This is a genomic window from Paenibacillus aurantius (assembly GCF_032268605.1).
GTDB lineage: Bacteria > Bacillota > Bacilli > Paenibacillales > NBRC-103111 > Paenibacillus_AO > Paenibacillus_AO aurantius.
The window spans coordinates 201,984-226,272 of record NZ_CP130318.1; the positions used below are offsets into that span (position 1 = coordinate 201,984).

Annotated in this window: 22 protein-coding genes and 1 tRNA gene; 22 read left to right on the plus strand and 1 reads right to left on the minus strand. The window is 55.7% G+C overall.

Features of this window, described 5'->3' with window-relative positions:
* Window positions 1-2: 2 nt before the first annotated feature.
* Window positions 3-644, plus strand: coding sequence for a 50S ribosomal protein L25 (locus MJA45_RS00935; protein WP_315605450.1), 642 nt, complete (start codon window positions 3-5; stop codon window positions 642-644).
* 244 nt (window positions 645-888) lie between these two features.
* Here MJA45_RS00935 and MJA45_RS00940 read toward each other — a convergent pair whose 3' ends face one another.
* Window positions 889-1,089, minus strand: coding sequence for a hypothetical protein (locus tag MJA45_RS00940; RefSeq protein ID WP_315605451.1), 201 nt, complete (start codon window positions 1,087-1,089; stop codon window positions 889-891).
* A 166-nt stretch (window positions 1,090-1,255) separates the two neighbouring features.
* Here MJA45_RS00940 and pth point away from each other — a divergent pair, with 166 nt between their 5' ends.
* The 21 genes from pth to nadA all read left to right on the plus strand — a co-directional run bounded on the left by pth (window position 1,256) and on the right by nadA (window position 24,256).
* Window positions 1,256-1,816 (plus strand): aminoacyl-tRNA hydrolase, encoded by a 561-nt coding sequence (gene pth / locus MJA45_RS00945; protein ID WP_315605452.1) that lies wholly within the window; start codon window positions 1,256-1,258, stop codon window positions 1,814-1,816.
* A 97-nt stretch (window positions 1,817-1,913) separates the two neighbouring features.
* On the plus strand, window positions 1,914-2,144 hold the full coding sequence (locus tag MJA45_RS00950) for an anti-sigma-F factor Fin (protein WP_315605453.1): 231 nt from the start codon (window positions 1,914-1,916) through the stop codon (window positions 2,142-2,144).
* 260 nt (window positions 2,145-2,404) lie between these two features.
* The gene (gene mfd, locus MJA45_RS00955) at window positions 2,405-5,926 is read left to right on the plus strand and encodes a transcription-repair coupling factor (RefSeq protein WP_315605454.1); all 3,522 of its coding nucleotides are present in this window, start codon (window positions 2,405-2,407) and stop codon (window positions 5,924-5,926) included.
* Window positions 5,913-7,025, plus strand: coding sequence for a peptidylprolyl isomerase (locus tag MJA45_RS00960; RefSeq protein ID WP_315605455.1), 1,113 nt, complete (start codon window positions 5,913-5,915; stop codon window positions 7,023-7,025). The genes mfd and MJA45_RS00960 overlap by 14 nt, the downstream gene beginning before the upstream one ends.
* A gap of 206 nt (window positions 7,026-7,231) precedes the next feature.
* Window positions 7,232-7,774 (plus strand): stage V sporulation protein T, encoded by a 543-nt coding sequence (gene spoVT, locus MJA45_RS00965; RefSeq protein ID WP_315605456.1) that lies wholly within the window; start codon window positions 7,232-7,234, stop codon window positions 7,772-7,774.
* 127 nt (window positions 7,775-7,901) lie between these two features.
* Window positions 7,902-9,545, plus strand: coding sequence for a putative polysaccharide biosynthesis protein (locus MJA45_RS00970; RefSeq protein WP_315605457.1), 1,644 nt, complete (start codon window positions 7,902-7,904; stop codon window positions 9,543-9,545).
* A gap of 68 nt (window positions 9,546-9,613) precedes the next feature.
* A complete protein-coding gene (yabN, locus tag MJA45_RS00975; RefSeq protein WP_315605458.1) occupies window positions 9,614-11,101 on the plus strand; it encodes a bifunctional methyltransferase/pyrophosphohydrolase YabN in 1,488 nt (495 codons plus the stop codon).
* An 89-nt stretch (window positions 11,102-11,190) separates the two neighbouring features.
* The gene (locus MJA45_RS00980) at window positions 11,191-11,463 is read left to right on the plus strand and encodes an HU family DNA-binding protein (RefSeq protein ID WP_315605459.1); all 273 of its coding nucleotides are present in this window, start codon (window positions 11,191-11,193) and stop codon (window positions 11,461-11,463) included.
* Window positions 11,463-11,726: an RNA-binding S4 domain-containing protein gene (locus tag MJA45_RS00985; RefSeq protein WP_315605460.1), complete on the plus strand. Its 264-nt coding sequence runs from the start codon at window positions 11,463-11,465 to the stop codon at window positions 11,724-11,726. The genes MJA45_RS00980 and MJA45_RS00985 overlap by 1 nt, the downstream gene beginning before the upstream one ends.
* 161 nt (window positions 11,727-11,887) lie before the next feature.
* Entirely contained in the window at window positions 11,888-12,166 is a 279-nt protein-coding gene (gene yabP, locus MJA45_RS00990) for a sporulation protein YabP (RefSeq protein ID WP_315605461.1), read from the plus strand.
* Window positions 12,163-12,747, plus strand: a complete 585-nt coding sequence (yabQ, locus tag MJA45_RS00995; RefSeq protein ID WP_315605462.1) for a spore cortex biosynthesis protein YabQ — start codon at window positions 12,163-12,165, stop codon at window positions 12,745-12,747. Before yabP ends, yabQ begins: the two co-directional genes overlap by 4 nt.
* Before the next feature lie 20 nt (window positions 12,748-12,767).
* A complete protein-coding gene (locus MJA45_RS01000) occupies window positions 12,768-13,091 on the plus strand; it encodes an FtsB family cell division protein (protein WP_315605463.1) in 324 nt (107 codons plus the stop codon).
* A gap of 89 nt (window positions 13,092-13,180) precedes the next feature.
* Window positions 13,181-13,726, plus strand: coding sequence for a S1 domain-containing RNA-binding protein (locus MJA45_RS01005; RefSeq protein WP_315605464.1), 546 nt, complete (start codon window positions 13,181-13,183; stop codon window positions 13,724-13,726).
* Window positions 13,727-13,876: 150 nt separating this feature from the next.
* Window positions 13,877-13,953: transfer RNA gene (locus MJA45_RS01010), tRNA-Met, on the plus strand.
* Window positions 13,954-14,319: 366 nt separating this feature from the next.
* Window positions 14,320-16,812, plus strand: a complete 2,493-nt coding sequence (spoIIE, locus tag MJA45_RS01015; RefSeq protein WP_315605465.1) for a stage II sporulation protein E — start codon at window positions 14,320-14,322, stop codon at window positions 16,810-16,812.
* 326 nt (window positions 16,813-17,138) lie between these two features.
* Complete coding sequence (locus MJA45_RS01020) at window positions 17,139-17,906, plus strand: vWA domain-containing protein (protein WP_315605466.1); 768 nt, start codon at window positions 17,139-17,141, stop codon at window positions 17,904-17,906.
* Window positions 17,890-18,801 carry a protein kinase domain-containing protein gene (locus MJA45_RS01025; RefSeq protein ID WP_315605467.1) on the plus strand — a complete coding sequence of 304 codons (912 nt, stop codon included), beginning with the start codon at window positions 17,890-17,892 and terminating at the stop codon, window positions 18,799-18,801. Before MJA45_RS01020 ends, MJA45_RS01025 begins: the two co-directional genes overlap by 17 nt.
* 21 nt (window positions 18,802-18,822) lie before the next feature.
* A complete protein-coding gene (gene tilS, locus MJA45_RS01030) occupies window positions 18,823-20,253 on the plus strand; it encodes a tRNA lysidine(34) synthetase TilS (protein WP_315605468.1) in 1,431 nt (476 codons plus the stop codon).
* Window positions 20,254-20,304: 51 nt separating this feature from the next.
* Window positions 20,305-20,841 (plus strand): hypoxanthine phosphoribosyltransferase, encoded by a 537-nt coding sequence (hpt, locus tag MJA45_RS01035; protein WP_315605469.1) that lies wholly within the window; start codon window positions 20,305-20,307, stop codon window positions 20,839-20,841.
* Window positions 20,842-21,039: 198 nt separating this feature from the next.
* A complete protein-coding gene (ftsH, locus tag MJA45_RS01040; RefSeq protein ID WP_315605470.1) occupies window positions 21,040-23,031 on the plus strand; it encodes an ATP-dependent zinc metalloprotease FtsH in 1,992 nt (663 codons plus the stop codon).
* Between the two features lie 286 nt (window positions 23,032-23,317).
* Window positions 23,318-24,256, plus strand: a complete 939-nt coding sequence (nadA, locus tag MJA45_RS01045) for a quinolinate synthase NadA (protein ID WP_315605471.1) — start codon at window positions 23,318-23,320, stop codon at window positions 24,254-24,256.
* Window positions 24,257-24,289 lie beyond the last annotated feature (33 nt).

A 24,289-nucleotide genomic window follows, 5' to 3' on the forward strand; every position in this document is an offset into this window, starting at 1 on the left:
AGATGTCGACTAGCTTGAAAGCGGAAGTGCGCAAAGGAACCCGAAGGTCCGAAACGAACAAGCTGCGGGCGGAAGGCTACATCCCGGGCTCCGTGTACGGCAAAAATGTCGGGACAGCGACCATTTCCATTCTGGGCAAGGACCTGACTGCGGTGCTCCGCAGCAATCCGCATGCCGTGCTGGAGCTGGATATCGCTTCGGTGGGCAAGCATCCCGTGATGATCAACGAGCTTCAAAAGGATAAAGTGTCGGGGCAGGTAACCCACGTCGATTTCCATCAAATCAACATGAACGAACCGGTTAAATCGATGGTTGCCATTGAGCAAACCGGAGAATCCGCCGGCGTTAAGGCGGGAGGCGTGCTCCAGACGATTCTGCACGAGGTGGAGGTCAAGGGTCTTCCGGAAGCCCTGCCGGCTTCCCTGCCGATTGACATCAGCAACCTCGAGGTAGGGGAGAACCTTCTCGTTTCTGACCTGACCCTCCCGGATGGCCTTGAGCTGCTGACCGAACCGACGAGTGTCATTGTTTCCGTCCTGGCTCCGACCAAAGCGGTCGAAGAGGAGGAGGAAGCGGGCGAGGCGGCGGCAGAGACGAATGCGGACGAAGCGGCGGAAGAAAGCAACGAAGAGAAAGCGGAATAACCGCTTTCCCGGCTTGGCTTATCCCGACGTGAAGAGAGCTTCTCCCAGCGAGAAGCTCTTTTTTTGTTGAGCGGCAAGAGACTCGCGGCATACGCACTTGCTCCACTTTTGTGGGGGATGTTTTTGTTTTCCGGGGGCTTGTTTTTTTGCTTTCCCGCGGGCTTGTTTTTTGTGTTTCCGGGGGCTCCCCCGAAAGTAATCGGACTAAGCAACGAAGCATCTGCTTCACTTTTGGGGGATTTTTTTAGTACCCCGGGCGGGAAATGAATTTGAACTGGCTGCGGTTGTAAAAGACATCGTTCATTTTGATATAATGGTCGGAGAACGACTGGACGAAGCCGATGTCCTCATGAGTGGTATTGAGATAGACTTGAACGGGAACTTCATGCTTGATATGGTCGAGAAAATGCACATCGTGGGTCAGCTTTTGACCGAAGCTGCTCATTGCGGTTCACCCTCATTTTCTTTTTGGATTGGGAGCTCCCTTTTTTGGGCCGCTCTACTAAAGAAGACAAAGGAAATCGCGCCTCTATCACACCAAAAGACAAAAAAAGTTACCAAAAAGTCGAAAGAAGGAAGCAAAAGGTTCTTTTAACGAAAGGATGACCCCAATGAAATGGTTCATCGGGCTCGGAAATCCGGGCACGGAATATGAGGCGACCCGGCATAATGTCGGCTTCATGGCGCTCGATTTGTTCGCGAAGCAGCACGGAATTACCTTTAAGCCCTCCAAGCTGAAGGCTTGGGTGGGAGAGGGAAATGTGAGAGGAACCAAGGTTTACCTTATCAAGCCCGTTACGTATATGAACCTCTCAGGAGAAGCCGCAAGAGCGTTTATGGATTTCTACAAAGCCGATAAAGGCGACATGATGGTGATTTACGACGACCTCGATACGGAATTCGGCAAAATCCGGCTCCGCTACCAGGGCAGCGCCGGAGGACATAACGGGATCAAATCGATGATTCAGCATATGGGCGGACAGCAGTTTGACCGGATCCGCATCGGGATCTCCCGGCCGGCTCCCGGCTATGGCATCGCGGACTATGTGCTGTCGAATTTCACAAAGGCCGAATTCAAAGAGCTGCCGAAGGTGCTGGAGGCGACCTGCGAGGCAATGGAATACAGCCTGGAGCATACCTTTGAGCAGACGATGGCCAAATTTAACGCCTAGAGTCTTATTCGGTAATCTCCCTTTCCTTTCTCAAGCTTAATTTCTCGGATTCCGGGGAATACTGGGAGGGAATAGGAAGGAAAGGGAGGGCATACACATGGCTATTAAATATGTCTGCCGGCACTGCCGCACGACAATCGGGGAGTTGGACAGCGGGGCGGTAAGCGAGCAGCAGCTCGGCCTGCATTTCTTGACCCCTGAAGAACGCAGCGATATAATAGCATATAACTTAAATGGCGACATGACGGTGAAAGTGGTTTGTGACTACTGCAGGGAAGCCTTGGCAGCGAATCCGGAATTGTCCCTGCTGGCCAGTCCGCTTCAATAGTCACGTTCGTCCGGAATTTATCGGTTTTCTTACCGACGCCGTAAGCCTTGGCTCGCCAGCCTGGGCTTCTTTTGAGGTTACGGGGAGACCGGGCAGTGCCTTGTCCTTAAGGCGGATAGGCAGACTTCCCGCCAACCCCGTTAAGTCGCCTTGTAGATCCGCTCCACTTAGTGGGGCTTTTAGGGCTTCCCGAAGGAACCGCGTTCAGCGTTCCCGTAAGGAAACGTCCGTTTGTTTTTAGGCTTGATGGAGGTGGAATTGTGCAAGATTTGTTACAGGCTTTTGCCGCCGATATAGATTTTCAATCGATTCTGTCCGGGGTTCGTTCCGGGATGCGCGAGCAGCTGATTGCGGGGCTTGCCGGCTCCTCGAGACAAGTGATGATGGCCGCTCTGATGCAGGAGCAGAAGCAGCCGATGCTGGTCGTCACGCATAATATGTTCGCGGCACAGAAAATAACGGAGGATTTGATGGAGTGCCTCTCGCCCGAGCAGGTGCTGCTATTCCCTGCCCAAGAAATGCTGGCAGTGGAAGCCGCCGCGGCGAGCCCCGAGATGCTGTCCCAGCGCATTGATGCGTTAACGAGACTCGCTTCCGGATTCACCGGGATCGTGGTTACCCCGTACGCGGGCCTGCGGCGTTTGCTTCCGGTCAGCTCTGTTTTTACCGAGTCCCAGGTAACTGTCAAGGTGGGCGACACCCTCGACCTGGATGCGTTCTTGACGCAGCTAACCATGCTCGGCTACGAACGGGTAGAGCGGGTGGAGAACAAAGGGGAAATGAGCGTCCGCGGGGGGATCGTCGACCTGTATCCGTTAACCTCAGAGGTAGCGTTCCGGATCGAGCTGTTCGACATCGACGTCGATTCCATTCGGTCCTTTGAGGTGGCTGATCAGCGCTCGATCGATAAGCTTGGGGAGCTGACGGTTACCCCGTGCAAAGAGATCATAGCAGATAGAAAGCGCTTCCAAAATGCATCCGCTCACGCCTACGATCTTCTGGAAGTTCAACTCGAGAAGATGGTCGACCGGCAGGCGAAACAGAGGCTGCGGGATGAAATCCGGGATGAGATAAGCCGGTTGGAGCAAGGACAGCATTTTGCCGGAATCTATAAATATATTTCCCTCTTGTATCCCGAGCAGCAGACGCTGCTTGATTACCTTCCGAAGGATGCCCTGCTTATAATCGATGAGCCGGCCCGTCTTCTGGAAACGGCCAAGCAGCTGGAGCGTGACGAAGCGGAATGGGTGACCGGTCTGCTTCAGGAAGGCAAATCGCTTCCCGCTTTCGTCATCTCGAAGCCTTATGAATCTCTTCTTCAGCGAAAGCCGCACCAGACGCTCTATCTTTCTCTTTTTCTTCGCCAAGTTCCGCAAACCCAGCCTCAGAACATCGTGAATTTCACATGCCGGGTAATGCAGAACTTCCACGGGCAGATGAACCTGCTTAAGGCGGAGATGGACCGCTGGAAGAAGGCGGGGGCAAACGTCCAGCTTCTCGCCAACGGGGAAGAACGCAAGGAGCGCGTCAAGCGGGTATTGAGCGATTACCAGATCGACGAGCCGGTGATCGTGAACGGGAATTTACAGACCGGCTTCGAACTGCCCTCTATTAAACTTGTCGTGATCACCGAGGGAGAGATGTTCTCCCAGAAGCAGCGCAAGGCGCGCAAGGTCGAAAAGAGAATAGAAAACGCCGAGCGTATCAAAAGCTACCAGGAGCTGAAGGTCGGCGATTATGTCGTTCATGTCAATCATGGAATCGGCAAATATGTCGGAATCGGAACGCTTGAAGTGGCGGGCATCCATAAGGATTACCTCCATATTCTATATGCCGGCGGGGATAAGCTGTCGGTACCGATCGATCAAATCGACCTCATTCAGAAGTATGTCGGGTCCGAGGACAAGGAGCCCAAGATCTATAAGCTCGGCGGGTCCGATTGGAACAAAGTCAAAAGCAAGGTACGCTCCTCCGTTAAGGATATTGCGGACGAGCTCGTTCAGCTGTACGCCGCGCGCCAGTCGACTCCCGGGCATCCGTTCAGCAAGGATTCGACCTACCAGGACGAATTCGAAAGCATTTTTCCGTACGAAGAAACCCGCGACCAGCTGCGGGCGATCGAAGAGATCAAGGCCGATATGGAGAAGCCGCGGCCGATGGACCGCCTGCTCTGCGGAGACGTGGGCTACGGCAAAACCGAGGTGGCGGTTCGCGCCGCCTTCAAGGCAGCGATCGACGGCAAGCAGGTCGCCATTCTTGTGCCGACGACCATTTTGGCCCAGCAGCATTACGAAACGTTCCGGGAGCGGTTCTCCGGTTATCCGTTTAACATTCAGGTGCTGAGCCGGTTCCGCTCGAAGAAGGAACAGAACGAAACGATGAAGGGAATCAAGAACGGTACGGTCGACGTGGTCATCGGGACGCACCGGCTCCTGTCCGCCGATGTCCAATTCAAAGAGCTGGGCCTTCTCATCGTGGATGAAGAGCAGCGCTTTGGGGTATCCCACAAGGAGAAGCTGAAGCGGCTTAAAACCAATGTCGATGTGCTGACCCTAACGGCGACGCCTATTCCGCGGACTCTGCACATGTCGATGCTCGGGGTGCGGGACCTGTCCGTTATCGAAACGCCGCCGGAGAACCGGTTCCCTGTGCAGACCTACGTTCTCGAGCACAGCAACGCTCTAATCAGGGAAGCGATCGAGCGGGAGCTGGCCAGGGAAGGCCAGGTTTATTACTTGTACAACCGCGTGCAAGGCATTCAGCAGATGGCCGATCAGATCTCCATGCTGGTCCCCGATGCCAAGGTCATTGTCGCCCATGGCCAGATGACCGAGCAGGAGCTGGAGAAGACCATACTGGACTTCCTCGACGGGGAGTATGATGTGCTTGTCAGCACAAGCATTATTGAAACGGGCGTGGATATCCCGAATGTCAACACCTTGATTGTGCATGATGCCGACAAGATGGGCTTGTCCCAGCTCTACCAGCTTCGCGGGCGGGTCGGACGCTCCAACCGGATTGCTTATGCCTACTTTACGTATCAGCGGGATAAAGTCCTCACCGAGGTGGCGGAGAAAAGGCTCCAGGCGATTAAAGAGTTTACAGAATTAGGGTCAGGGTTTAAAATTGCTATGAGGGACTTGTCCATTCGGGGTGCGGGCAATTTGCTCGGCGCCGAGCAGCATGGGTTTATTGCTTCCGTAGGATTTGATATGTATTCGCAGATGCTGGCCGAGGAGATCAACAAGCGCAAAGCGGAGATGGGCGGGGAAGAAGCGGCTCCGGAAGAAGCCTGGACGACCCAGCTCGAACTGCATCTGGATGCCTATTTGCCATCGGACTATATCTATGATAGCATGCAGAAGATTGAAATTTACAAAAAAGTGGCAACGATTACCACGCTCGAAGAGGCGGACGATCTGCATGACGAGCTCGTCGACCGGTTCGGGGACCTGCCGCAAGCGGTCAGCAATTTGCTCGATGTGGCGCGGATCAAGGTTTACGGATCCAAGTACCGGATTGAGCTGATCAGCCAGCGTGGCGACGATTTCCACATCAAGCTGCATGCCGACCAGAATGGAACGTTGGACGGCAAGCGCCTCGTTCTCTTATCCGCCAAATTTGACAATCGCATCAAGGTCATTCCGGGGCCCCAGATCCTTATCGAAATCAAAGGAAAGGGCTACAAGCCGGAACAATCGATAGAGCTGCTCGTGAAGTTTTTGGAGCAGTACCGGGATGTGCACAAACCGAAGGGAGAATTACAGAATGCGGCAAATTAACAAACGTTGGACTCAAAAGGGGCTTGCCTTGGGGTTGGCTTTAACCCTGTCGGTATCGCTGGCCGCCTGCGGCAAGAAAGACAATAAAGAAGCCGCGGACACCAGCAAAGCATTGGCCACATACAAAGGCGGCGAAATCACGCAGGCCGAATTCGATAAATTTATGGGCGTCAACAAGGTGCTCGATCCGCAAATGGCGTCCGCCCTGGAAAGCCCTGAATACAAGGGCTTCATCGAGAAGCAGATGCTGACCCAGGAGGCCGTTCTCGAAATCCTCTCCAAAGAGGCAACCGATACAGCCAAAACCGAAGGCGAGAAGAAAGCCACCGAATACCTGGAGCCCATCAAGAGCTGGGACAAAACCCAGAAGGACAGCTTCGATCAGAAGCTGAAGGATGCCAAAATCACGCAGAAGGACGTAGAAGATTACTTCAAGCAAACCTTCGTCGTGATGGCCGATATGGATGCCAAGGTTACCGATCAGCAGGTGAAGGACGATTATGACAAGCGTCTGAAGGAAGACCCTCATTTCTACGATATCGTAACCGTCCGTCACATCCTTGTTTCCACGAAGGATCCGGCCGATCCGGAAGGGAAGAAGGTGCTTCGCACCGACGAGGACGCGCTGAAGCGCGCCAAGGAAGTTCAGGATAAGCTCAACAAGGGCGGGGATTTCGATGCCCTGGCCAAGGAATACTCGGATGATCCGGGCTCTAAGGAAAACGGAGGCAAATATGAGAACCAAAGCGTAGGCAACAGCAGCTTCGTGCCGGAATTTACTAAAGCCATGGCCGAGCTTCCGGTTAACAAAGTGAGCGATCCGGTCAAATCCGACTACGGGTATCATGTTATGCGTGTCGATACCCGCAAGACGGAAACCTTGGACGAGAAGAAGGACGAAATCCGTTCGACCCTCGGACAATCCCTCATCAACGATTTCATGGAGAAGAAGCTTCCGGATTATGAATTCAAATCCAATCTTCCGGAGCCTTCCATGCCGGCCGCTCCAGAAACAAGCGCAGCTCCTGGCGCTGGTGCTTCCCCAGGTGCTAGTGCAGCCCCTTCGGCAAGCCCATCTGCCGAGCCGAGCAAAAAATAACAAGACTTCCAAGGGATCCCTTTAAGGGGCCCTTGTTTTTTTGTTAAATAAGGGCATAATGTGTAACGACGCACCGAAGCCCACAGGTTCTCCCATCGAAACCGCCTCGGGGCTGGAATGTATAAGAAAAACTCTGTGGAAGAATACTGTAATTACACTTATATCCAGTGAATCTGATCATCACAGAAAGCGAGGCATCAAGACGAATGAAAGCTACTGGAATTGTTCGCCGTATTGACGACCTGGGACGGGTGGTCATCCCGAAGGAAATTCGCCGTACCCTGAGAATTCGGGAAGGAGATCCTTTGGAGATTTTCGTGGACCGGGACGGAGAAGTCATTCTTAAGAAATATTCCCCGATCGGGGAACTTGGGGATTTCGCCAAGGAATATGCCGATTCGCTCTATGAAAGCACGGGCCATCTCATCCTGATCACCGACCGGGACAATGTTATTGCCGTTTCGGGCGGCTCCAAGAAGGATTACCTGGACAAGCAGATTGGAAACCTGATCGAAACCAGTATGGAAAACCGCAAATCCGCTGTGGAAAGCGGCAGCGGCAGCTATGAACTCATTAAAGGAATGGAAGAATCCTACAGCTCGTATGTCATTGCTCCGATCGTGGCAGGCGGAGACCCGATCGGTTCGGTTATCCTGGTCAGCAAAGACGATGGCGTTACTATGGGAGAAATGGAACTCAAGATGGCGGAGATCGCTTCGGGATTTCTGGCCAAGCAGATGGAGCAGTAGTCGAAATAAGGTACCGGACCAAGGGCTTCCTTCGAGCGGGTGATCTCACCTTCTGACAGGGAGCTTTTTGTATGGGCGGGTTTTCGGTATAATGGGGGCATCCGTTTATAAGAATAGGAAGTCACCTATGGCGAACGATCATCATCCGGCACACCGCGTTCAAGCAGGCCTGTGGAAGGGAGCGGCCGTCCTGGGAGGAGCCGCCGTTGTCAGCAAGCTGCTGGGGACCCTTCAGAAAATACCGCTGCAGAACCTGGCGGGAGATGCCGCCTTCGGCATTTATAATATCGTCTATCCGATTTATATCCTTATTCTGACCCTGGCTACAGCGGGATTCCCTATTGTCGTCTCGGCCTTTGTGGCGGAGCGCCTGAAGGACGGGCGGCCGGGCGACGCCCGGCGGGTGCTAGCCGTGGCGGCGGGGGTACTGGCGGTGTCGAGCCTGCTCTTCTTCGTCCTCCTGTACGGCGGCGCCGACCTTCTGGCCGGCTGGCTCGACTCGCCGAAGACGGCACCCGCCATCCGGAGCGTAGCCTATGCCCTGCTTCTCGTTCCGCTGCTTGCGGTGCTTCGGGGGTATTTCCAGGGACGTGGCGACATGGTGCCGACCGCCGTCTCGCAAGTAGCCGAGCAGCTGGTAAGGGTCGCCGTCATGCTGACCCTCCTGCTCTACTACGTGCGCCTCGGAGCGGGTGCGGACCGCATCGCGGCCGGGGCCATGACGGGCTCGGCGGCTGGGGCGGCGGCGGGCTTCCTGGTGATGGCCGTCTACTGGCGCCGGCGTACGCGCGCCGCCCAAGGCTGCCCCGCCCGCCCGGCGCCCACCGAACCGCTCGGCCCCTTGGCCTGGCGGTTCCTGAAGGCCGCCGTGCCCGTGGCCCTTGGCTCGCTGGTGCTGCCGCTCCTTACCATGGCCGACTCGCTGACCCTCCCCGGGCTCCTGCGAGCTCAGGGCTGGGACGAAGCCGGCCGGCTCTATGCGATAGGCCTGTATAACCACGGGCAGCCGCTCGTGCAGCTGGTCGCCCTGGTGGCGACGTCCCTCTCCGCCGCCCTGGTTCCCGCGATGGCGGAGGCGAAGATGCTCGGGGCGGAGGAAGTCCGCCGGAGGGCGTACGCCATCCTGCATTTCACCTGGGTCGTGGGAGGGGCCGCCGCCGTCGGTCTCGTCAGCCTGGCCATTCCCCTGAACGTCATGTTCTACGAGAGCCCGGAAGGCTCGACCGCCATGGCCCTGATCGGCAGCTCGGCGCTGTTCAGCGCCGTCAACCTCGTCACCGGCAGCCTGCTGGTCGGACTCGGCGCCTTGCGGGCACCGGCGGTGCACCTGTTCGCGGCCGTGGGTCTTAAGCTGGCGCTGAACGCGGCTCTGGTTCCTCTTTGGGGCATCAACGGCGCCGCGTTATCCACGGTAGCCGCTTATGCGCTTGCCGCCGGCTTGAACCTGTGGGCGCTGCAGCGGAGGACGTCGCTTGTCCTCCCCGCCGGGGCCTTTCTCGGCAGGCCGCTGGCCGCGCTCGCCGTCATGGCCGCGGCCCTCCTGCTCCTGCAGCTCATCTTCGGGGAGTTCCCGGCTTCGGGAATCGCCGAGGACGCCCGGCTGGCGCAGACGGCGCTCGCTTTAGGCGGAGTCGGGGGCGGAGCAGCGGTTTACGCCGTGTGCCTCTTCCGCTTTCGCGTCATAACCCGCAGCCGGCTCGCGGAGCTCCCGAAAGGGGGAGACAAGCTCGTCAGCTTGGCGGAGCGGCTGCGCCTTTTGCCCAAAACCTAATGGATTCCGACCTGGGGACCAGTAGAAATCGCCGGGGTCCGGGCGGATATGGAAAGGAAGAGAAACCGATGGAAGCAAAGCTCATCATCGTAGGGCTGGGAACCGGCGACGAGAACCAACTGACGCTCGGAATATGGAGAAGGATAGAGGAAGCCAAACGGATTTACGTCCGGACCGAACAGCACCCAGTCGTCGACTTCCTGAAGCGGAGCGGGATCGAGGTCCACTCGTTTGACCCTGTCTATGAACGCCACTCCGATTTCGCCTCGGTTTATGAAGAGATTGCGGATAAGCTGATGGAGCTTGCCGCGGAAGCGGGCGATGGGCCTGTCCTCTATGGAGTGCCGGGTCATCCGATGGTGGCCGAGCAGACGACGCAGCTCTTAAGGAGCCGGTGCGCCGAACAGGGACTCCCGCTTGAGGTTCTGGGCGGGGAGAGCTTCCTCGACCAGGTGTTCCTGCGGTTCGGCTTCGACCCCATTGAGGGGTTCCAGCTGCTCGATGCGGGGGATGTTCAAGGAGGACGGCTGAATCCGCTCCTCCATACCATCATTGGCCAGGTTTATGACGCCTACACGGCATCCGATGTCAAGCTTGGGCTGATGGAGCTGTACCCGGACGATTATCCCGTTACGATCGGCCATGCCCTTGGGGTGCCGGGGGAGGAAGTGATCCGGGAGGTTCCTCTCTATGAGCTGGACCGCGAGGAAGGGTATGGGAACCTTTCCCTTATTTGGGTTCCGCGAAGCGAACAGGACGAACTGCAGAACCGTACCTTTTCCCGGCTTCATGAGATCGTAGCGATTCTGCGCAGCCCGGATGGCTGTCCGTGGGACCGGGAGCAGACACACGAAAGCATCCGCAAGAATTTAATAGAAGAAACCTACGAAGTGCTCGAAACGATCGACGATGACGACCCCGATGCGATGGCCGAGGAACTCGGGGACCTGCTTCTCCAGATCATGCTTCATTCCCAGATGGAGGAGGAAACCGGGGCGTTCACCGTATTCGACGTCATAGCCGGCTTGAACGAGAAGCTGATCCGCCGCCATCCTCACGTGTTCGGGGACCGGACCGCGGGCAATGCCGAGGAGGCGCTCGCCAATTGGCAGGACATCAAGCAGGAGGAGAAGCGCAAGAAGGGGATCGAGGTGGAGAAGCAGAGCGTCCTCGACGGGGTTCCGCGTGACCTGCCCGGGCTCATGAAGGCCTACAAGCTGCAGAAGAAGGCGGCTTCCGTCGGGTTCGACTGGGACCGCTCCGAGGAAGTCCTCGCCAAAGTCCGCGAAGAGCTGGCCGAGCTGGAAGCCGAGATGGGCGAGGGGGCCGAACCGGAGCGGAGAACGGAAGAGCTGGGCGACCTGCTTTTTGCCGTGGTGAACCTGGCCCGTTTCCTGAAGGTGGATCCGGAGGAAGCGATTGCTAGCTGCTCTCGCAAATTTTATAGAAGATTTCAATATATAGAAGAGCAAATGCGTATAAACGGACAAAAAATGGACAAGACTGAGTTACAAGTGATGGAGAAATATTGGCAGGAAGCTAAAAAAGTCCAATAAAATCGCGGCTTCCAGCAGGATTTTCCCCAATCATCCAGAATACTATGTTAAGCTTCACTGCCATTTATACCCTTTAGGAGGTAACATTAATGAACAAAACAGATCTGGTAAACAATATCGCCGAGAAGAGCGGTATGTCCAAAAAAGACGTGGAATCGGTCCTGAACAGCTTCCTGGGTGAAATCACGGATGCTCTTTCGAGCGGAGACAAGGTTCAGCTGATCGGCTTCGGAACGTTCGAAACGCGCAAACGCAACGGACGTACTGGCCGCAACCCGCAAACCGGTAAAGAAATCTCCATTCCGGAATCCACGGTGCCTGCGTTCAAAGCCGGAAACAAACTCAAAGAAGCCGTTAAATAATGCGGCTTGATAAGTTCCTGAAAGTCTCCCGTCTGATCAAACGGCGCACCGTGGCAAAAGACGTGTCGGACCAGGGACGAATCTGGATCAACGGAAAAGAAGCAAAAGCAAGCAGCACGGTGAAAGCCGGAGACGAGCTCACCATCCAGTTTGGGCAGAAGAACGTCACCGTCCGCGTGGAGCGGATCGTCGAGACCGTCCGCAAGGAAGAGGCCGGCGAGATGTACACCGTGCTGAAGGAAGAAATGCGCAAAGCCGATTAGCCTTGCGACCCCAAAAGAGACGTTCGCGTCTCTTTTTTTTGTGCGTTCGGATTCATTCGCGTCTCCTTTTTTGTGCGTTCGGATCCGCCTGCGCCTCTTTCGGATGGTTCTATTTCGGGACAATCCCCCATAAGGTATGGTAAGAGGAAGGGGGACGTGCCATGGATCATGGAAAAGTAAAGCGTCAGGAGATCAAAATGCTGAACCGGAAGCTGCTCGAAATTTCCGGAGTAATGAACGTGGAGAGCTTCGACAGCGAGGAGTTTCTGCTGGAAACGGAATGCGGCTTCTTGACCATCAAGGGACAGAATTTACATATAAAAAATCTTAATCTCGAACAGGGCCTGGTGGCGATCGAGGGCTTGATCAACGAGCTCGGCTATGTGGAAACGAACGCCCAGGGCAAAACCAAAGGACTTCTCGGAAAGCTCTTCAAGTGACCCTTCAGACTCAATTCGTGACGATGGGCATGATGTTCCTGAGCGGTCTGGCTCTCGGAGTCGTCTTCGATACCTACCGTGTGCTGACTGGGCAGCTGCGGATGCCGCTCTGGCTTATCTCCCTTTTCGATCTCGTGTATTGGGCAGGATCTACCCTATTCGTCTTCCGGATGTTGTACTACAGCAACCAGGGAGACCTTCGGTTCTATGTGTTTCTTGGACTGGCCGTTGGGGTAACTTTTCATTATTGGTTCCTGAGCCGGCCGGTCATTCGGCTTGTGCTGCTGCTGATCAAGCTGGTTAGGTGGCTGGCCCGGATGATCCGCCGTACGTTTGAGCTGGTGGTGGTCAAGCCTATTATCCTGCTCTACCGTCTCGTTAAGATTCTGGCCGGATTTGTGTTGGTGCTGGCTGTTTTCCTGTACCGAATTGTGATACAATTGCTTTATCCTATATGGAAATTGCTGCGGTGGATGACTTCTCCTTTATGGAAGAGGTTGTCATGGCCGCTTTGGATGAAGCGTTGGTTGACAAGAAGCCGAGAATGGGTAGCCGGCATGATCCGGAGTTTATTTAAATGATTCAGGAGGTACTGCCCGATATGCCGCAAACTCAGAACAAGCCTGCAGCCAAGCCCTCTAACCAAGGGGCTCGACGGAGATCCAAGGTTTTCCTGCTGGTGCTCGTTGCGGTATTCGCGTGGGGAGCGGTAAAAGCTTTCGACCAGTTGGGCAGAATCCAACAGAAGAACGCGGAGCTCGTTGAGCTCAAAGGGAAGCTGGCCGAGGCTACGAAGGTAAACGATGATGTGAAGCTGGAGCTGAAGCGGCTGCAGGATCCGGAGTATCTTAAGGAGCAGATCCGTAGCCAGCTCAACTATTCCGAAGCGGGAGAAACGGTCTTCGAAGTGCCAAGAAGCCGCTGACCCTGCGGCTTTGTTGACCTCCTATGACCGATCGGTTATAATCACCATAGCCAGTCTTTTATTTATTAAGAGGAGGAACATAAGACTTTATGGCCATTGAAGTGGGCACCAAGTTAGAAGGTAAGGTGACAGGCATCACTCACTTTGGAGCTTTCGTTGAGCTTCCGGAGGGAGGCACCGGCCTTGTTCACATCTCGGAGATCGCCGACAACTACGTTAAAGATGTAAACGATCATCTTAAACTGAACGATAAAGTTCTGGTAAAAGTGATCAATGTGGACAAAGACGGGAAGATCGGATTATCGATTAAGCAGGCTGTCGACAAGCCTGTGGAAGAAAGGCCTGCACGACCGGAAAGACACGGTGGCGGTTTCGGTGGACGCGAAGGTGGCTTCAACCGGGGCGGCGGAGATCGCCCAGGCGGACCGGGTGGTTTTAACCGCGGAGGCGGAGATCGCCCAGGCGGGTTCCGGGGAGACCGCGGCGGACGCGGATTCGGCGGCAAACCGGCATTCGGTAAACCTTCCTTCGAAGACAAAGTCTCCAAGTTCCTCAAGGATAGCGAAGAGCGCATCTCGTCTCTGAAGAAGAACACGGAAGGCAAGCGCGGCGGAAGAGGCGCAAGACGCGACTAATTCATAGATACGGCTGACCGCAGCTAAGGCTGCGGTTTTTTTGTGGTCCGATCCGCTCTTCGCTTGGCAGGGAAGAAGAGGGCGGCCAATCTCCGCTGGTAACCGGAGCTTGACTTTGGACGAACGGTGGTATATACTCTCTTTTGTTATGGCGGCGTAGCTCAGCTGGCTAGAGCGTACGGTTCATACCCGTAAGGTCGGGGGTTCGATCCCCTCCGCCGCTACCATATCGATATCAACCAGGCACCCTCAGGGGTGCCTTTTTTGTTGTTCCGGTTAAGAGGAGGGCCTTGACCGGAAGCCGGCAGGACGCGTTTCCATCAGTCGGCAGACTGCTGCCCATCAGGTGGGGGATTCCGACACAAGGAAGCGGCAAGTTCGGCTAAACCGGCTGCTGCGCGATTCCGCAAAGTTTGCTTTTTCAAGCGGTTTTCATAGAGCGGATGAGGGGTCCCGGGCTTGGACGCAGGCCGCGCGGGACCTTGGCTTTTTGTCGGAAATTTCTTGGACTCTACTACGGTTATCTGACAAACTTTCTGCTAGATTCCATCTATAATGGGGAAACACTAATCGGGAAAAGGCGGTGTTTCGTAATGGAGAAGCAGAGAGTATGGAACCGAATGGAATTGGCGATGGGGAATTGGACGCAAGGGGTTCAAACCAGTATGAGAAAGGCAGCCAAAGAAAACCGGCTGGTGCAAACCTGGGTGGCGAAGAAATGGGCTTTTTTGTTAGTGGGGATGGCCTTTCTCTTGGGCCGGGCTACGATCCTCGATCAGCTGTCCCCTTTCGCCATCGCTTTTTTCGCCGTCGTTTATTACATCCGCAAGGACCTGGTGCCCTGGGTCGGGCTTTCGGTGGTGGCGGGGAGCCTGCTCTCTCTTCACTCCCATTCCGCCTACCTGGCGGCCGAGCTCGCGGTTTTCTTGCTTATTCAGAAGGGAATGGAGAAGTACGAACGAACCGAGATCTCCTACGTCCCGATCATGGTGGGGATTACCACCTTCCTGGTGCAGGTTTTCGCGTATCTCGTGAGTATGGACATGACCTGGTTCACGTTCGCCATGTCGGGAATCGAGGCTCTCCTCAGCTTCGTCTTGACCCTGATTTTCATCCAGGCCCTGCCCGTCTTCTCCTCCACCCGCAAAAATTACGTGCTGCGTAACGAGGAGGTGATCTGCCTGATTATCCTGCTCGCCTCCGTCATGACCGGAACGGTAGGGTGGACCATCGGGCCCGTGTCGGTGGAGCACGTGCTGTCCCGGTACCTCATACTCCTGTTTGCGCTGGTGGGAGGAGCTCCCTTGGGGGCATCGGTGGGGGTGATCTCCGGGATGATCTTAAGCTTGGCTGACGCCAACGCCGTTTACCAGATGAGCCTGCTCGCGTTTGCGGGGATGTTGGGCGGCTTGATGAAGGAGGGAGGGCGCATTGCCGTAGCACTCGGCATGCTTCTCGGCTCGTCCATTCTCTCTATTTATATCGGAACGCAGGCAACGGCCATGAATTCGACGTGGGAGTCGGCGGCCGCCGCGGTGCTGTTCTTCCTGACAGGCAAATCGATTCTCGGGACCTTGGCCAAGTATGTGCCGGGCACCCAGGAGAACATGAAAACGCACTACGATTATGCGAGACGGGTGCGTGATATAACGGCGGGGCGCGTGGAGCAGTTCTCGGAAGTGTTCCGCCAGCTCTCCAAGAGCTTCAAGCAGATGACGAATGACAATCCGGAAGCCAAAAGGGAGGCGGAAGTCGAGCATTTCATGAACGAGGTGGCGCAGAAGGCGTGTGCTTCCTGCTTCAAGCGGAAGACCTGCTGGAACAGCCAATTCTACCAAACCTATAAATATATGACGGAGATGATGTCAGCGGTTGAAGCGGACGAGGGGTTCGCGAAGCATGAAATTCCGGCGGAATGGAAGAAGGCCTGCTCGAAGACGGAGCAAGTGCTCCCAATCATGAAGCAGCAGTTCAGCCTGTTCCAGAACAACCTTCAATGGAAAAAGCAGATTCACGAAAGCCGGCAGCTGGTAGCGGACCAGCTGATCGGAGTCTCCCAGGTGATGGAGGACCTGGCCAAAGAGATCAAGCGGGAAGGGCAGGAGCTATTCCTGCAGGAGGAACAGATTCGTCACGCCCTGGAGGAGCTGGGGCTGTCGATTCAAGGAATCGACGTCATTTCACTCGAAGAAGGGAATGTGGAAATTGAAATCATCCATCAATATGTCAAAGGCTTTGACGAGTGCCGCAAAATCATCGCTCCTCTTCTCTCGGATATTCTGGGCGAGACCATCACCGTAAAAAAGGAGCATAACGCCGAACGAGGCGACGGCTTCGGGGTGGTCACCTTCGGGTCCGCCAAAACGTACGAGGTGGAGACCGGCGTGGCCGGCGCCGCCAAAGGCGGGGATCTGCTTTCGGGAGACAGCTTCAGCACCGTGGAGCTTGGGAACGGCAAGTTCGCGGTGGCGCTGAGCGACGGCATGGGCAACGGGGAAAGGGCCCGCGAGGAGAGCAGTACGGCGCTGACGATTCTGCAGCAGCTGCTGCAGTCGGGCATGGATGAGCGGCTCGCGATCAAATCGGTGAATTCGGTTCTAATGCTGCGCTCGTCCGATGAGATCTTTGCTACTGTGGATATGGCCTTGATCGACCTGTACAGCGCCCAGACGACCTTCATGAAGATCGGATCGACCCCGAGCTTCATCCGCCGGGGGAATGAGGTCATTCCCATCACGGCGAATAACCTTCCGGTCGGCATCCTGAAGGAGATCGAAGTGGACCTGGTCAGCGTGCAGCTGCAGCCGGGCGATATTCTGATCATGATGACGGACGGAATCTATGATGCCCCGGGCTATGCGGTGAACAAGGAGCTGTGGATGAAACGCGCGATTCAGGAAATCGGCGCCGACGATCCGCAGGAAATCGCCGACTGCCTGCTGGAGCGAATCGTGAGGCATCAGCACGGCGAGATTACCGATGACATGACGGTTCTCGTCGCACGCATTGAGCGGTACCAGCCCGAATGGGCAACTTTCCGCTGGCCGGGCATGGCCCGGATCGAGCGGCCTAAGGTGGTGAGCTGAAATGGTTAAGTGCATAGGGAGCTCCAATCGCAAAGCCATGATTCCGCGAGCCCGGGAGCCAAGCGGGCCTTTTTGCCGGCAGCCGGAATACGGATGGTCCGTGTCGTTTGCCCAAGACGGGGGCGGATGACCGGCTGCTTAGGTACGCCCTGTAACCGGAAGGGCCCTTTCGGTACGGGGCTTTTGCGTTTTCTCGGAGGTTTAAACTCTCTCAACTCCGGCCAAACTGATAGAGTAGCCAATGGTTGATGGGTTGATTCTACAGGGAAAAACGGCCTGCGGGCCGGGCAGCCATTGGCCGACACCGGTAACGGGAGAGGATAAGCATGAAACAGATTCTATTAATTACGGACGGTTGCTCCAACGTAGGCATCAGTCCTGTGATAGCGGCGGGACACGCCTTGTCCGAGGGCATAGTGGTCAATGTGATCGGGGTAATCGATCAAGGGGAGATCGGAGTGCTGGGCTCCGAAGAGATCGGCGAAATCGCGAAGGCGGGCGGCGGGATTTCCCGAATCGTGCCTTCGGTTACCCTTTCGCATACGGTACAGATGATGACCCGTCAGACAGTGGCGCATACGATCCGCCAGGCGGTTAACGCGGAGCTGAGAGAAATTATGGGCAGCGGGGATGTCGGCGAGCTTCCTCCTCCGAAGAGAGCCAAAATCGTGGCCGCCATGGACGACCTAAGCGAAACGGCTCCTCTGCAGGTGGCCCTTCTGGTCGATGCCAGCGCCAGCATGAAGCCGAAGCTGGGTGCGGTAAGAGAGGCTGTCCGCGATTTGATGGCAAGCCTTCAGGCCCGGGAGGGGAAGAGCGAGCTCTCGGTGTTCCACTTTCCGGGACGGGATTCCAGTGAGGAAATCCGCATGGATGCGGACTGGACGCGGGAGCTTGCAAAAATACCTAACTTATTTTATAACTTAAACATGAAGGGGACGACTCCGACGGGCCCTGCCCTTCTGCACACCATCCGTCACTTTAAGTCCGGCGGGGGCGGAGGGAGTTTGCCAACTGTCGAGGACGGACTTCAGCTGGGGTCCCCAGGTATGGAAAACGGCGAGGACGGGATGCTCCGTGATTACATCGTTTGACCGGCGGCTTCCGTCCGGGCATGTTCTGAACGGAAAGTGGAACCGCAACCGATACGAAGTGGTTCGCAGACTGGGCTCCGGAGCGAACGGGGCGGTGTTTCTCGTCCAGAGAGAGAAGACCGAGTATGCGCTTAAAATAGGATTCGACGCCGTCGACCACCAGTCGGAGATCAACGTGCTGGCCGATTTGTCCGGCCGGGAGGGCGCGTTCTCCGGTTATTTGAAGGATGTCGACGACGTACTCATAGAAGGGGAGACCTACCCTTTCTACGTCATGAAGTATGTAAGAGGCGTGAGCCTTCGCGATTATGTGAGGCTTAAAGGGGCTGACTGGCTCAGCTTGGCCGGCCTGCGCCTCTTATCGCGACTGAATGAACTACATAAGCAAGGGTGGATTTTCAGCGACCTGAAGGCCGATAACGTCCTTGTCTCCGGCTACGGGGAGGCCGAGCTGGTCGATTACGGCGGCGTTACGGCGAAGGGGCGGGCGGTCCGCCAATTTACGGAAATCCATGACCGCGCCTATTGGCATGCGGGCAGCCGGACGGCGGACGAAGGCTATGATCTGTTCGCCTTCGCGGTGTTGTGCCTGCAGCTGGCTGCTCCGGACGCCGCCTGCTTCTCCAGCCGGATGCTTCCGCAGAACCGGAGCGTGGAGGTTCTTCTGGAGGAGGTTCGGCTTCAGCCGGCCTGCCGCCCCTATCGGGACTTCCTCCGCAAGGCGCTGCTCGGCCAATTTCCGTCATCGGAGCTGGCGCGCCAGACATGGAAGGACGCGGTATATGGGATAAAGGAGAAGCCGGCCGGGGTCGTTAGGTCCTTGAGGTGGCTGCATGCCGGCTTTGCCGCTTCGCTTGGGATAGGCCTGTGGGCCTTTTATCTGTATCTAACCTGAAGGTCGGGAACGAAGGAAGGGATGGACGCCATGGACCTGGTCGGCAGGGTAGAGCGTTTTATTAAGGAAGAGAAGCTTCTGAAGCCAGGGGATAGCGTGGCCGTGGCCGTGTCGGGAGGACCCGATTCGGTGGCGCTTCTGCATATCCTCTTTTTGCTGTCTCCCGTCTGGCAGTGGAAGCTTCTCGTTGTCCATGTCAATCACCGGTTTCGCGGGGAGGAATCGGACCGGGAGGCAGATTATGTCCGCTCCCTTTCGGCGCAGTTCGGCCTTCCTTGCGAAGTCGGAACTATCGATGTACCCGAATACATACGGCTTAGCGGCAAGAACGGGCAGGAGGCGGCCCGCGAGAAGAGATACGCCTTTCTCTACGAAGCGGCAAGGAGGAATGGGGCGGAAGCGGTGGCGCTCGCTCATCATGCCGACGACCAGGCGGAGACCGTCCTTATGCGGGTTTTGAGAGGAACCGGCATTTCGGGGTTAACCGGAATTCCTACCCGGCGGCCACTAAAAAAAATGGAACTTATCCGCCCGCTCATCCGTATAACCAAGCAGGAGCTTGTGCAGTTTTGCCGGGACAGGGGCTTGTCCTACTGTTTTGACAGCAGCAACGCCGAGCGCAAATACACCCGCAACCGGCTGAGGCTTGAGGTCATGCCCGTCCTGGCCGGCTATAATCCCCGGATCGTCGAATCCCTTACCCGTTTGGCCGAGGTGGCCGGCGTGGAGGACGACTATTTGGAGGGGCAGGCGAAGGAAGCTTTTGCCCGGCTTGTGACGGTCGAAACCGGTGAGATGCATTTCTCCCGCGAGGATTTTACGGGGCTCCATCTCGCTTTACAAAGGCGATTGATTAAACTAATATTAAATTATCTTGCGGGGGAAAACGGCTCTCTTGACTTTATCAGGATGGAATTAATCCGTAAGGCAGTACTTCAGAACAAGACGACGACCCTCACTCTGGATGTGAGCGAACGGCTGGTCATGGTCCGGGAGTACGACCGGATCCGGCTTACGGAGCGTCGGGAACCCCCGGGTTCTTTCTATTATATAGTCCCGGAGCCGGAGGGTGATTTGTTTATCCCGGAAGCGGGTATTAGTTTGAGGTATAAGGTCCTGAACGATCGGGAATCCTTGCCCGGGAGGAAGGAACCGTCAACCGGTTACGCAGTGTTCGACCTGGATGCTCTCCACGGCCCCCTTGCGGTTCGCAGCCGCCGGGAAGGAGACCGGATGGCCATTGCCGGGTTAAAGGGATCCAAAAAAGTAAAAGATATTTTCATTGACGAGAAAGTGCCTCCCCGCCTGCGCAGCAGCATGCCGCTGTTGGTGGATGCGGAGGACCGGATTTTATGGCTGCCCGGCTTGAAGCATTCGGAGTACGCCCAAGTAACACCGGGTACCACCCGCTATCTCGTCATGGAACGGATTCCACGCAAGCTGGACGGTTGACGTAATGTAAATTTCGGCCTATTCATAGGATATCAAGTAGGAGGGTTATCGTTGCAGAGGGATATACAGGAGGTACTTTACAGCGAAGAGCAAATTCAGGCTAAGGTGAAGGAGCTCGGGCAACAAATCAGCCGCGATTTCGAAGGCCGCAACCTTTTGGTGATATGCGTGTTGAAGGGTGCGTTTATCTTCATGGCCGATCTGGTCAAGAACGTCACCATTCCGCTCGATCTTGATTTTATGGCGGTTTCGAGCTACGGGGCGTCGACCAAATCCTCCGGAGTGGTCAAGATCATCAAAGATCTGGACGTGCCGGTGGAAGGACGCGATGTGCTTATTGTGGAAGACATCATCGACAGCGGCCTTACCTTGAGCTATCTGATCGATGTTCTGGAGAGAAGAAATGCGTTATCCGTTACGGTAGTGGCGCTCTTCGACAAGCCGGGACGCCGGACGGTCGACCTGGAGCCCGATTATAAGGGCTTTACCATACCCGATGCGTTTGTCGTCGGATACGGGCTCGACTTCGCCGAGAAATACCGCAATCTTCCGTTTGTCGGAGTGCTGAAGGAAGAAGTTTATTCCTAAAGCTTCGTTCGTATACGGTCCTCTGTTTCCTGGGTTGGCGAGGTTCTTTTCCCGTGTCTGATCCGACATGGGCAGAGGGGCAGCGAGAGGGCTGTAAAACCGTTTTCCGGCCGCTTCCTGCGGGCGTTCAGTTCAGTTGAGAAGCCAAGATAGGCTGTGGTAAAATAAAACAAGTTGCCGCATGAGAGGAGGTTGGGGATGAATCGGATCCTTCGAAATACAGGATTTTACTTGCTAATTTTCTTGGTTGTGATCGGAATTGTGCGATTTATCAGTGCCCAGAACGATCTGGAGGAACAGATTTCGTACAGCAAATTCCGTGAGGAGCTCAAGAATACAGCTACCGCCCAACCGGGGGAAAAGATTGAGAAGGTTTCTTTGAAGCCGGAGGGTTACACGTACGTTATCAGGGGGAAATACGCATCGGGCAAAAGCTTCAAAACCCGCGGCCCGATTGACGAGAGCGTTATTGCACTCATCGAGAAAAGCGGGGTAGAGGACACGTATGAGAAAATGGATGAAGGAAGCATCTGGATCTCGTTCCTGACGTCCATCGTACCGTTCGTGATCATTTTCATCTTGTTCTTCTTCCTGCTCAATCAGGCGCAGGGCGGCGGAGGCAAGGTGATGAACTTCGGCAAAAGCCGGGCGCGCTTGTATAACGAAGAGAAGAAGCGCGTTACCTTCGAAGATGTGGCCGGCGCCGATGAAGAGAAGCAGGAGCTTGTCGAGGTCGTCGAATTCCTCAAGGATCCGCGCAAATTCGCTGCCGTCGGGGCCCGCATTCCGAAGGGCGTTCTTCTCGTAGGGCCTCCCGGAACAGGGAAAACCCTTCTCGCCCGCGCCGTTGCCGGCGAAGCCGGCGTGCCGTTCTTCAGTATAAGCGGATCGGACTTCGTCGAAATGTTCGTAGGGGTCGGGGCATCCCGTGTTCGTGACCTCTTCGAGAATGCGAAGAAGAACGCACCTTGTATTATCTTTATCGACGAGATTGACGCCGTAGGACGTCAGCGTGGAGCCGGTCTCGGCGGCGGTCACGACGAGAGAGAGCAAACGCTCAATCAGCTCCTCGTCGAGATGGACGGATTCGGAGCGAACGAGGGAATCATCATCGTGGCGGCCACGAACCGGCCGGATATTCTCGACCCGGCGCTGCTTCGTCCGGGACGCTTCGACCGACAGATTACGGTAGACCGTCCGGATGTGAAGGGCCGTGAAGCGGTATTGAAAGTTCACGCGCGCAACAAGCCGCTGAACAAGGACGTCAAGCTGGACAACTTGGCCCGTTATACGACCGGCTTCACCGGTGCGGACCTGGAGAATCTGCTTAACGAATCCGCTCTGATTGCCGCGCGCCGCAACCGCAAGGATATCTCCATGGCGGAAGTGGAAGAAGCGTTCGACCGCGTAATCGTCGGGACCCAGAAGAAGAGCCGGGTCATCAGCGAGCGCGACAAGCGCACCGTGGCCTACCATGAAGCGGGCCACGCGATTATCGGCTACTACGAGCGCAATGCTCACATGATTCATAAAGTTACGATCGTTCCCCGGGGACGCGCAGGCGGCTACGTCATGATGCTGCCGAAGGACAACGAGGATCCGTTGATCGTCACGAAATCCGAGCTGCTCGACCAAGTAACCGGCCTGCTCGGAGGACGGGTTTCCGAAGAGCTGTTTATCGGCGAAGTCGGGACCGGTGCCTATGACGACTTCCGCAAGGCAACGGATATCGTTCGCCGCATGATTGTCGACTACGGCATGAGCGAGAAGCTCGGTCCGATGCAGTTCGGCCATTCCCAGGGCGGTCAAGTGTTCCTGGGACGCGACCTGGGTCACGAGCAGAACTACAGTGATGCCATCGCCTATGAGATCGACCAGGAAATGCAGACGATCATCCGCCGCTGCTATGACCGGGCGAAGGAAATCCTTAAGAAATATGAAGATAAGGTGCATCTCATCGCCAACACGCTTCTTCATCGCGAAACCCTGGATAAAGACCAAATCATTCAGCTGATCGAGAATGGTCACATTGACGGGGAGGAAGCCATTCCGTTCGGAACGCAGCCGACGGCGGCTCCCGGAGCGACGGAAGATGTGAAGGTGAACATCCAGACCAAGGAAGCGGATCACGCATCCGGCAAGCTTGGATCGGATCGGGACGACAAGCCGGATTCCGATAAGAACGAATAACCGAACATAGCCGGGGCCCCTAAGGCCCCGGTTATTTTGTTTGTGAAAATTTATAAAGCTAGCCAGATTTGTTTCTCCTCCGAGACAGGGGGATTATAGAGGAACATTTCGCTTGGAAACCGGGCCGTTTTGCAGGTTTTCCGGGGATTTTCCTCATTGACACTCAACATAAGATTATGTAAATTAGGTTTAAACTCTTTGTCTATGGCAAAAGTCACTAACCACGGAAACCAAGGTAGACCGTGCCGGCTGCCCGAGGGCGTGCCGGGAGTAGGGAGGAAACGGAATGGAAGCTCTTGCGCTCGAACGCAAGGCGGAGCAGAACAGGGAACTCAAGGAACGGATTCTTCAGCTTAAGAAAGAACGCAACGCCATTATTTTAGCTCATTATTACCAGAGGGATGAAATACAGGAAGTGGCGGATTTTCGCGGCGATTCGTTTCTGCTTGCCCAGAAGGCGGCGACGACGGATGCGGATGTCATCGTATTTTGCGGCGTGCATTTCATGGGGGAAAGTGCCAAAATTCTCGCTCCTCACAAGACCGTCCTCATTCCTGACGAGCGGGCCGGCTGTCCCATGGCGGATATGGTTAATGTGGAAGGGCTGCGGGCTCTGAAGAAGCAGCATCCCAACGCGAAGGTCGTGGCCTACATCAACACATCGGCGGATGTCAAATCCGAGACGGATATTTGCTGTACGTCGGCCAATGCCATCAAGGTTATCAATTCCGTAGATTCGGATGAGATCATCTGGGTCCCGGATAAAAATTTGGGCGACTATGTATCAAAATTCACAAGCAAGAAAATGATCATCTGGGAAGGCTACTGCAACACCCATGATATGCTCACCGTAAAGGATGTCATGGAGATGAAAGCGCAGTACCCGGATGCCGAGTTTGTCGTCCATCCGGAATGCCGTCCCGAAGTGGTGAAGCTCGGCGATTTTGTCGGGAGCACGACGGCTATCATCAAATATTGCAAGGAATCCAGCGCGAAGGAATTCATCGTAGGCACCGAGGATGGAACCGGTTATCAACTGCGGCTGGACAGCCCGGATAAGACGTTCCATTTTGCCACGAAGTATCTGGTGTGCCCTAACATGAAGGTCAACAATCTCAAGAAGGTCGTCAAATGCCTGGAGACGATGTCTCCCCAAATCTACGTGCCGCCGCAGGTAGCAGATAAAGCCCGGTTATCCTTAGAGCGCATGCTGCAGGTGAAGTAGCATGCGCTACTTCTTGTAAAGAGACAGGAGAAC

Bases quoted from the DNA above. Each gene is read 5' to 3' on its own strand.
- MJA45_RS00935 (WP_315605450.1), top strand. From the start codon at position 3: ATGTCGACTAGCTTGAAAGCGGAAGTGCGCAAAGGAACCCGAAGGTCC.
- MJA45_RS00940 (WP_315605451.1), bottom strand. From the start codon at position 1,089: ATGAGCAGCTTCGGTCAAAAGCTGACCCACGATGTGCATTTTCTCGAC.
- pth (WP_315605452.1), top strand. From the start codon at position 1,256: ATGAAATGGTTCATCGGGCTCGGAAATCCGGGCACGGAATATGAGGCG.
- MJA45_RS00950 (WP_315605453.1), top strand. From the start codon at position 1,914: ATGGCTATTAAATATGTCTGCCGGCACTGCCGCACGACAATCGGGGAG.
- MJA45_RS00960 (WP_315605455.1), top strand. From the start codon at position 5,913: ATGCGGCAAATTAACAAACGTTGGACTCAAAAGGGGCTTGCCTTGGGG.
- spoVT (WP_315605456.1), top strand. From the start codon at position 7,232: ATGAAAGCTACTGGAATTGTTCGCCGTATTGACGACCTGGGACGGGTG.
- MJA45_RS00970 (WP_315605457.1), top strand. From the start codon at position 7,902: ATGGCGAACGATCATCATCCGGCACACCGCGTTCAAGCAGGCCTGTGG.
- yabN (WP_315605458.1), top strand. From the start codon at position 9,614: ATGGAAGCAAAGCTCATCATCGTAGGGCTGGGAACCGGCGACGAGAAC.
- MJA45_RS00980 (WP_315605459.1), top strand. From the start codon at position 11,191: ATGAACAAAACAGATCTGGTAAACAATATCGCCGAGAAGAGCGGTATG.
- MJA45_RS00985 (WP_315605460.1), top strand. From the start codon at position 11,463: ATGCGGCTTGATAAGTTCCTGAAAGTCTCCCGTCTGATCAAACGGCGC.
- yabP (WP_315605461.1), top strand. From the start codon at position 11,888: ATGGATCATGGAAAAGTAAAGCGTCAGGAGATCAAAATGCTGAACCGG.
- MJA45_RS01000 (WP_315605463.1), top strand. From the start codon at position 12,768: ATGCCGCAAACTCAGAACAAGCCTGCAGCCAAGCCCTCTAACCAAGGG.
- MJA45_RS01005 (WP_315605464.1), top strand. From the start codon at position 13,181: ATGGCCATTGAAGTGGGCACCAAGTTAGAAGGTAAGGTGACAGGCATC.
- spoIIE (WP_315605465.1), top strand. From the start codon at position 14,320: ATGGAGAAGCAGAGAGTATGGAACCGAATGGAATTGGCGATGGGGAAT.
- MJA45_RS01020 (WP_315605466.1), top strand. From the start codon at position 17,139: ATGAAACAGATTCTATTAATTACGGACGGTTGCTCCAACGTAGGCATC.
- tilS (WP_315605468.1), top strand. From the start codon at position 18,823: ATGGACGCCATGGACCTGGTCGGCAGGGTAGAGCGTTTTATTAAGGAA.
- ftsH (WP_315605470.1), top strand. From the start codon at position 21,040: ATGAATCGGATCCTTCGAAATACAGGATTTTACTTGCTAATTTTCTTG.
- nadA (WP_315605471.1), top strand. From the start codon at position 23,318: ATGGAAGCTCTTGCGCTCGAACGCAAGGCGGAGCAGAACAGGGAACTC.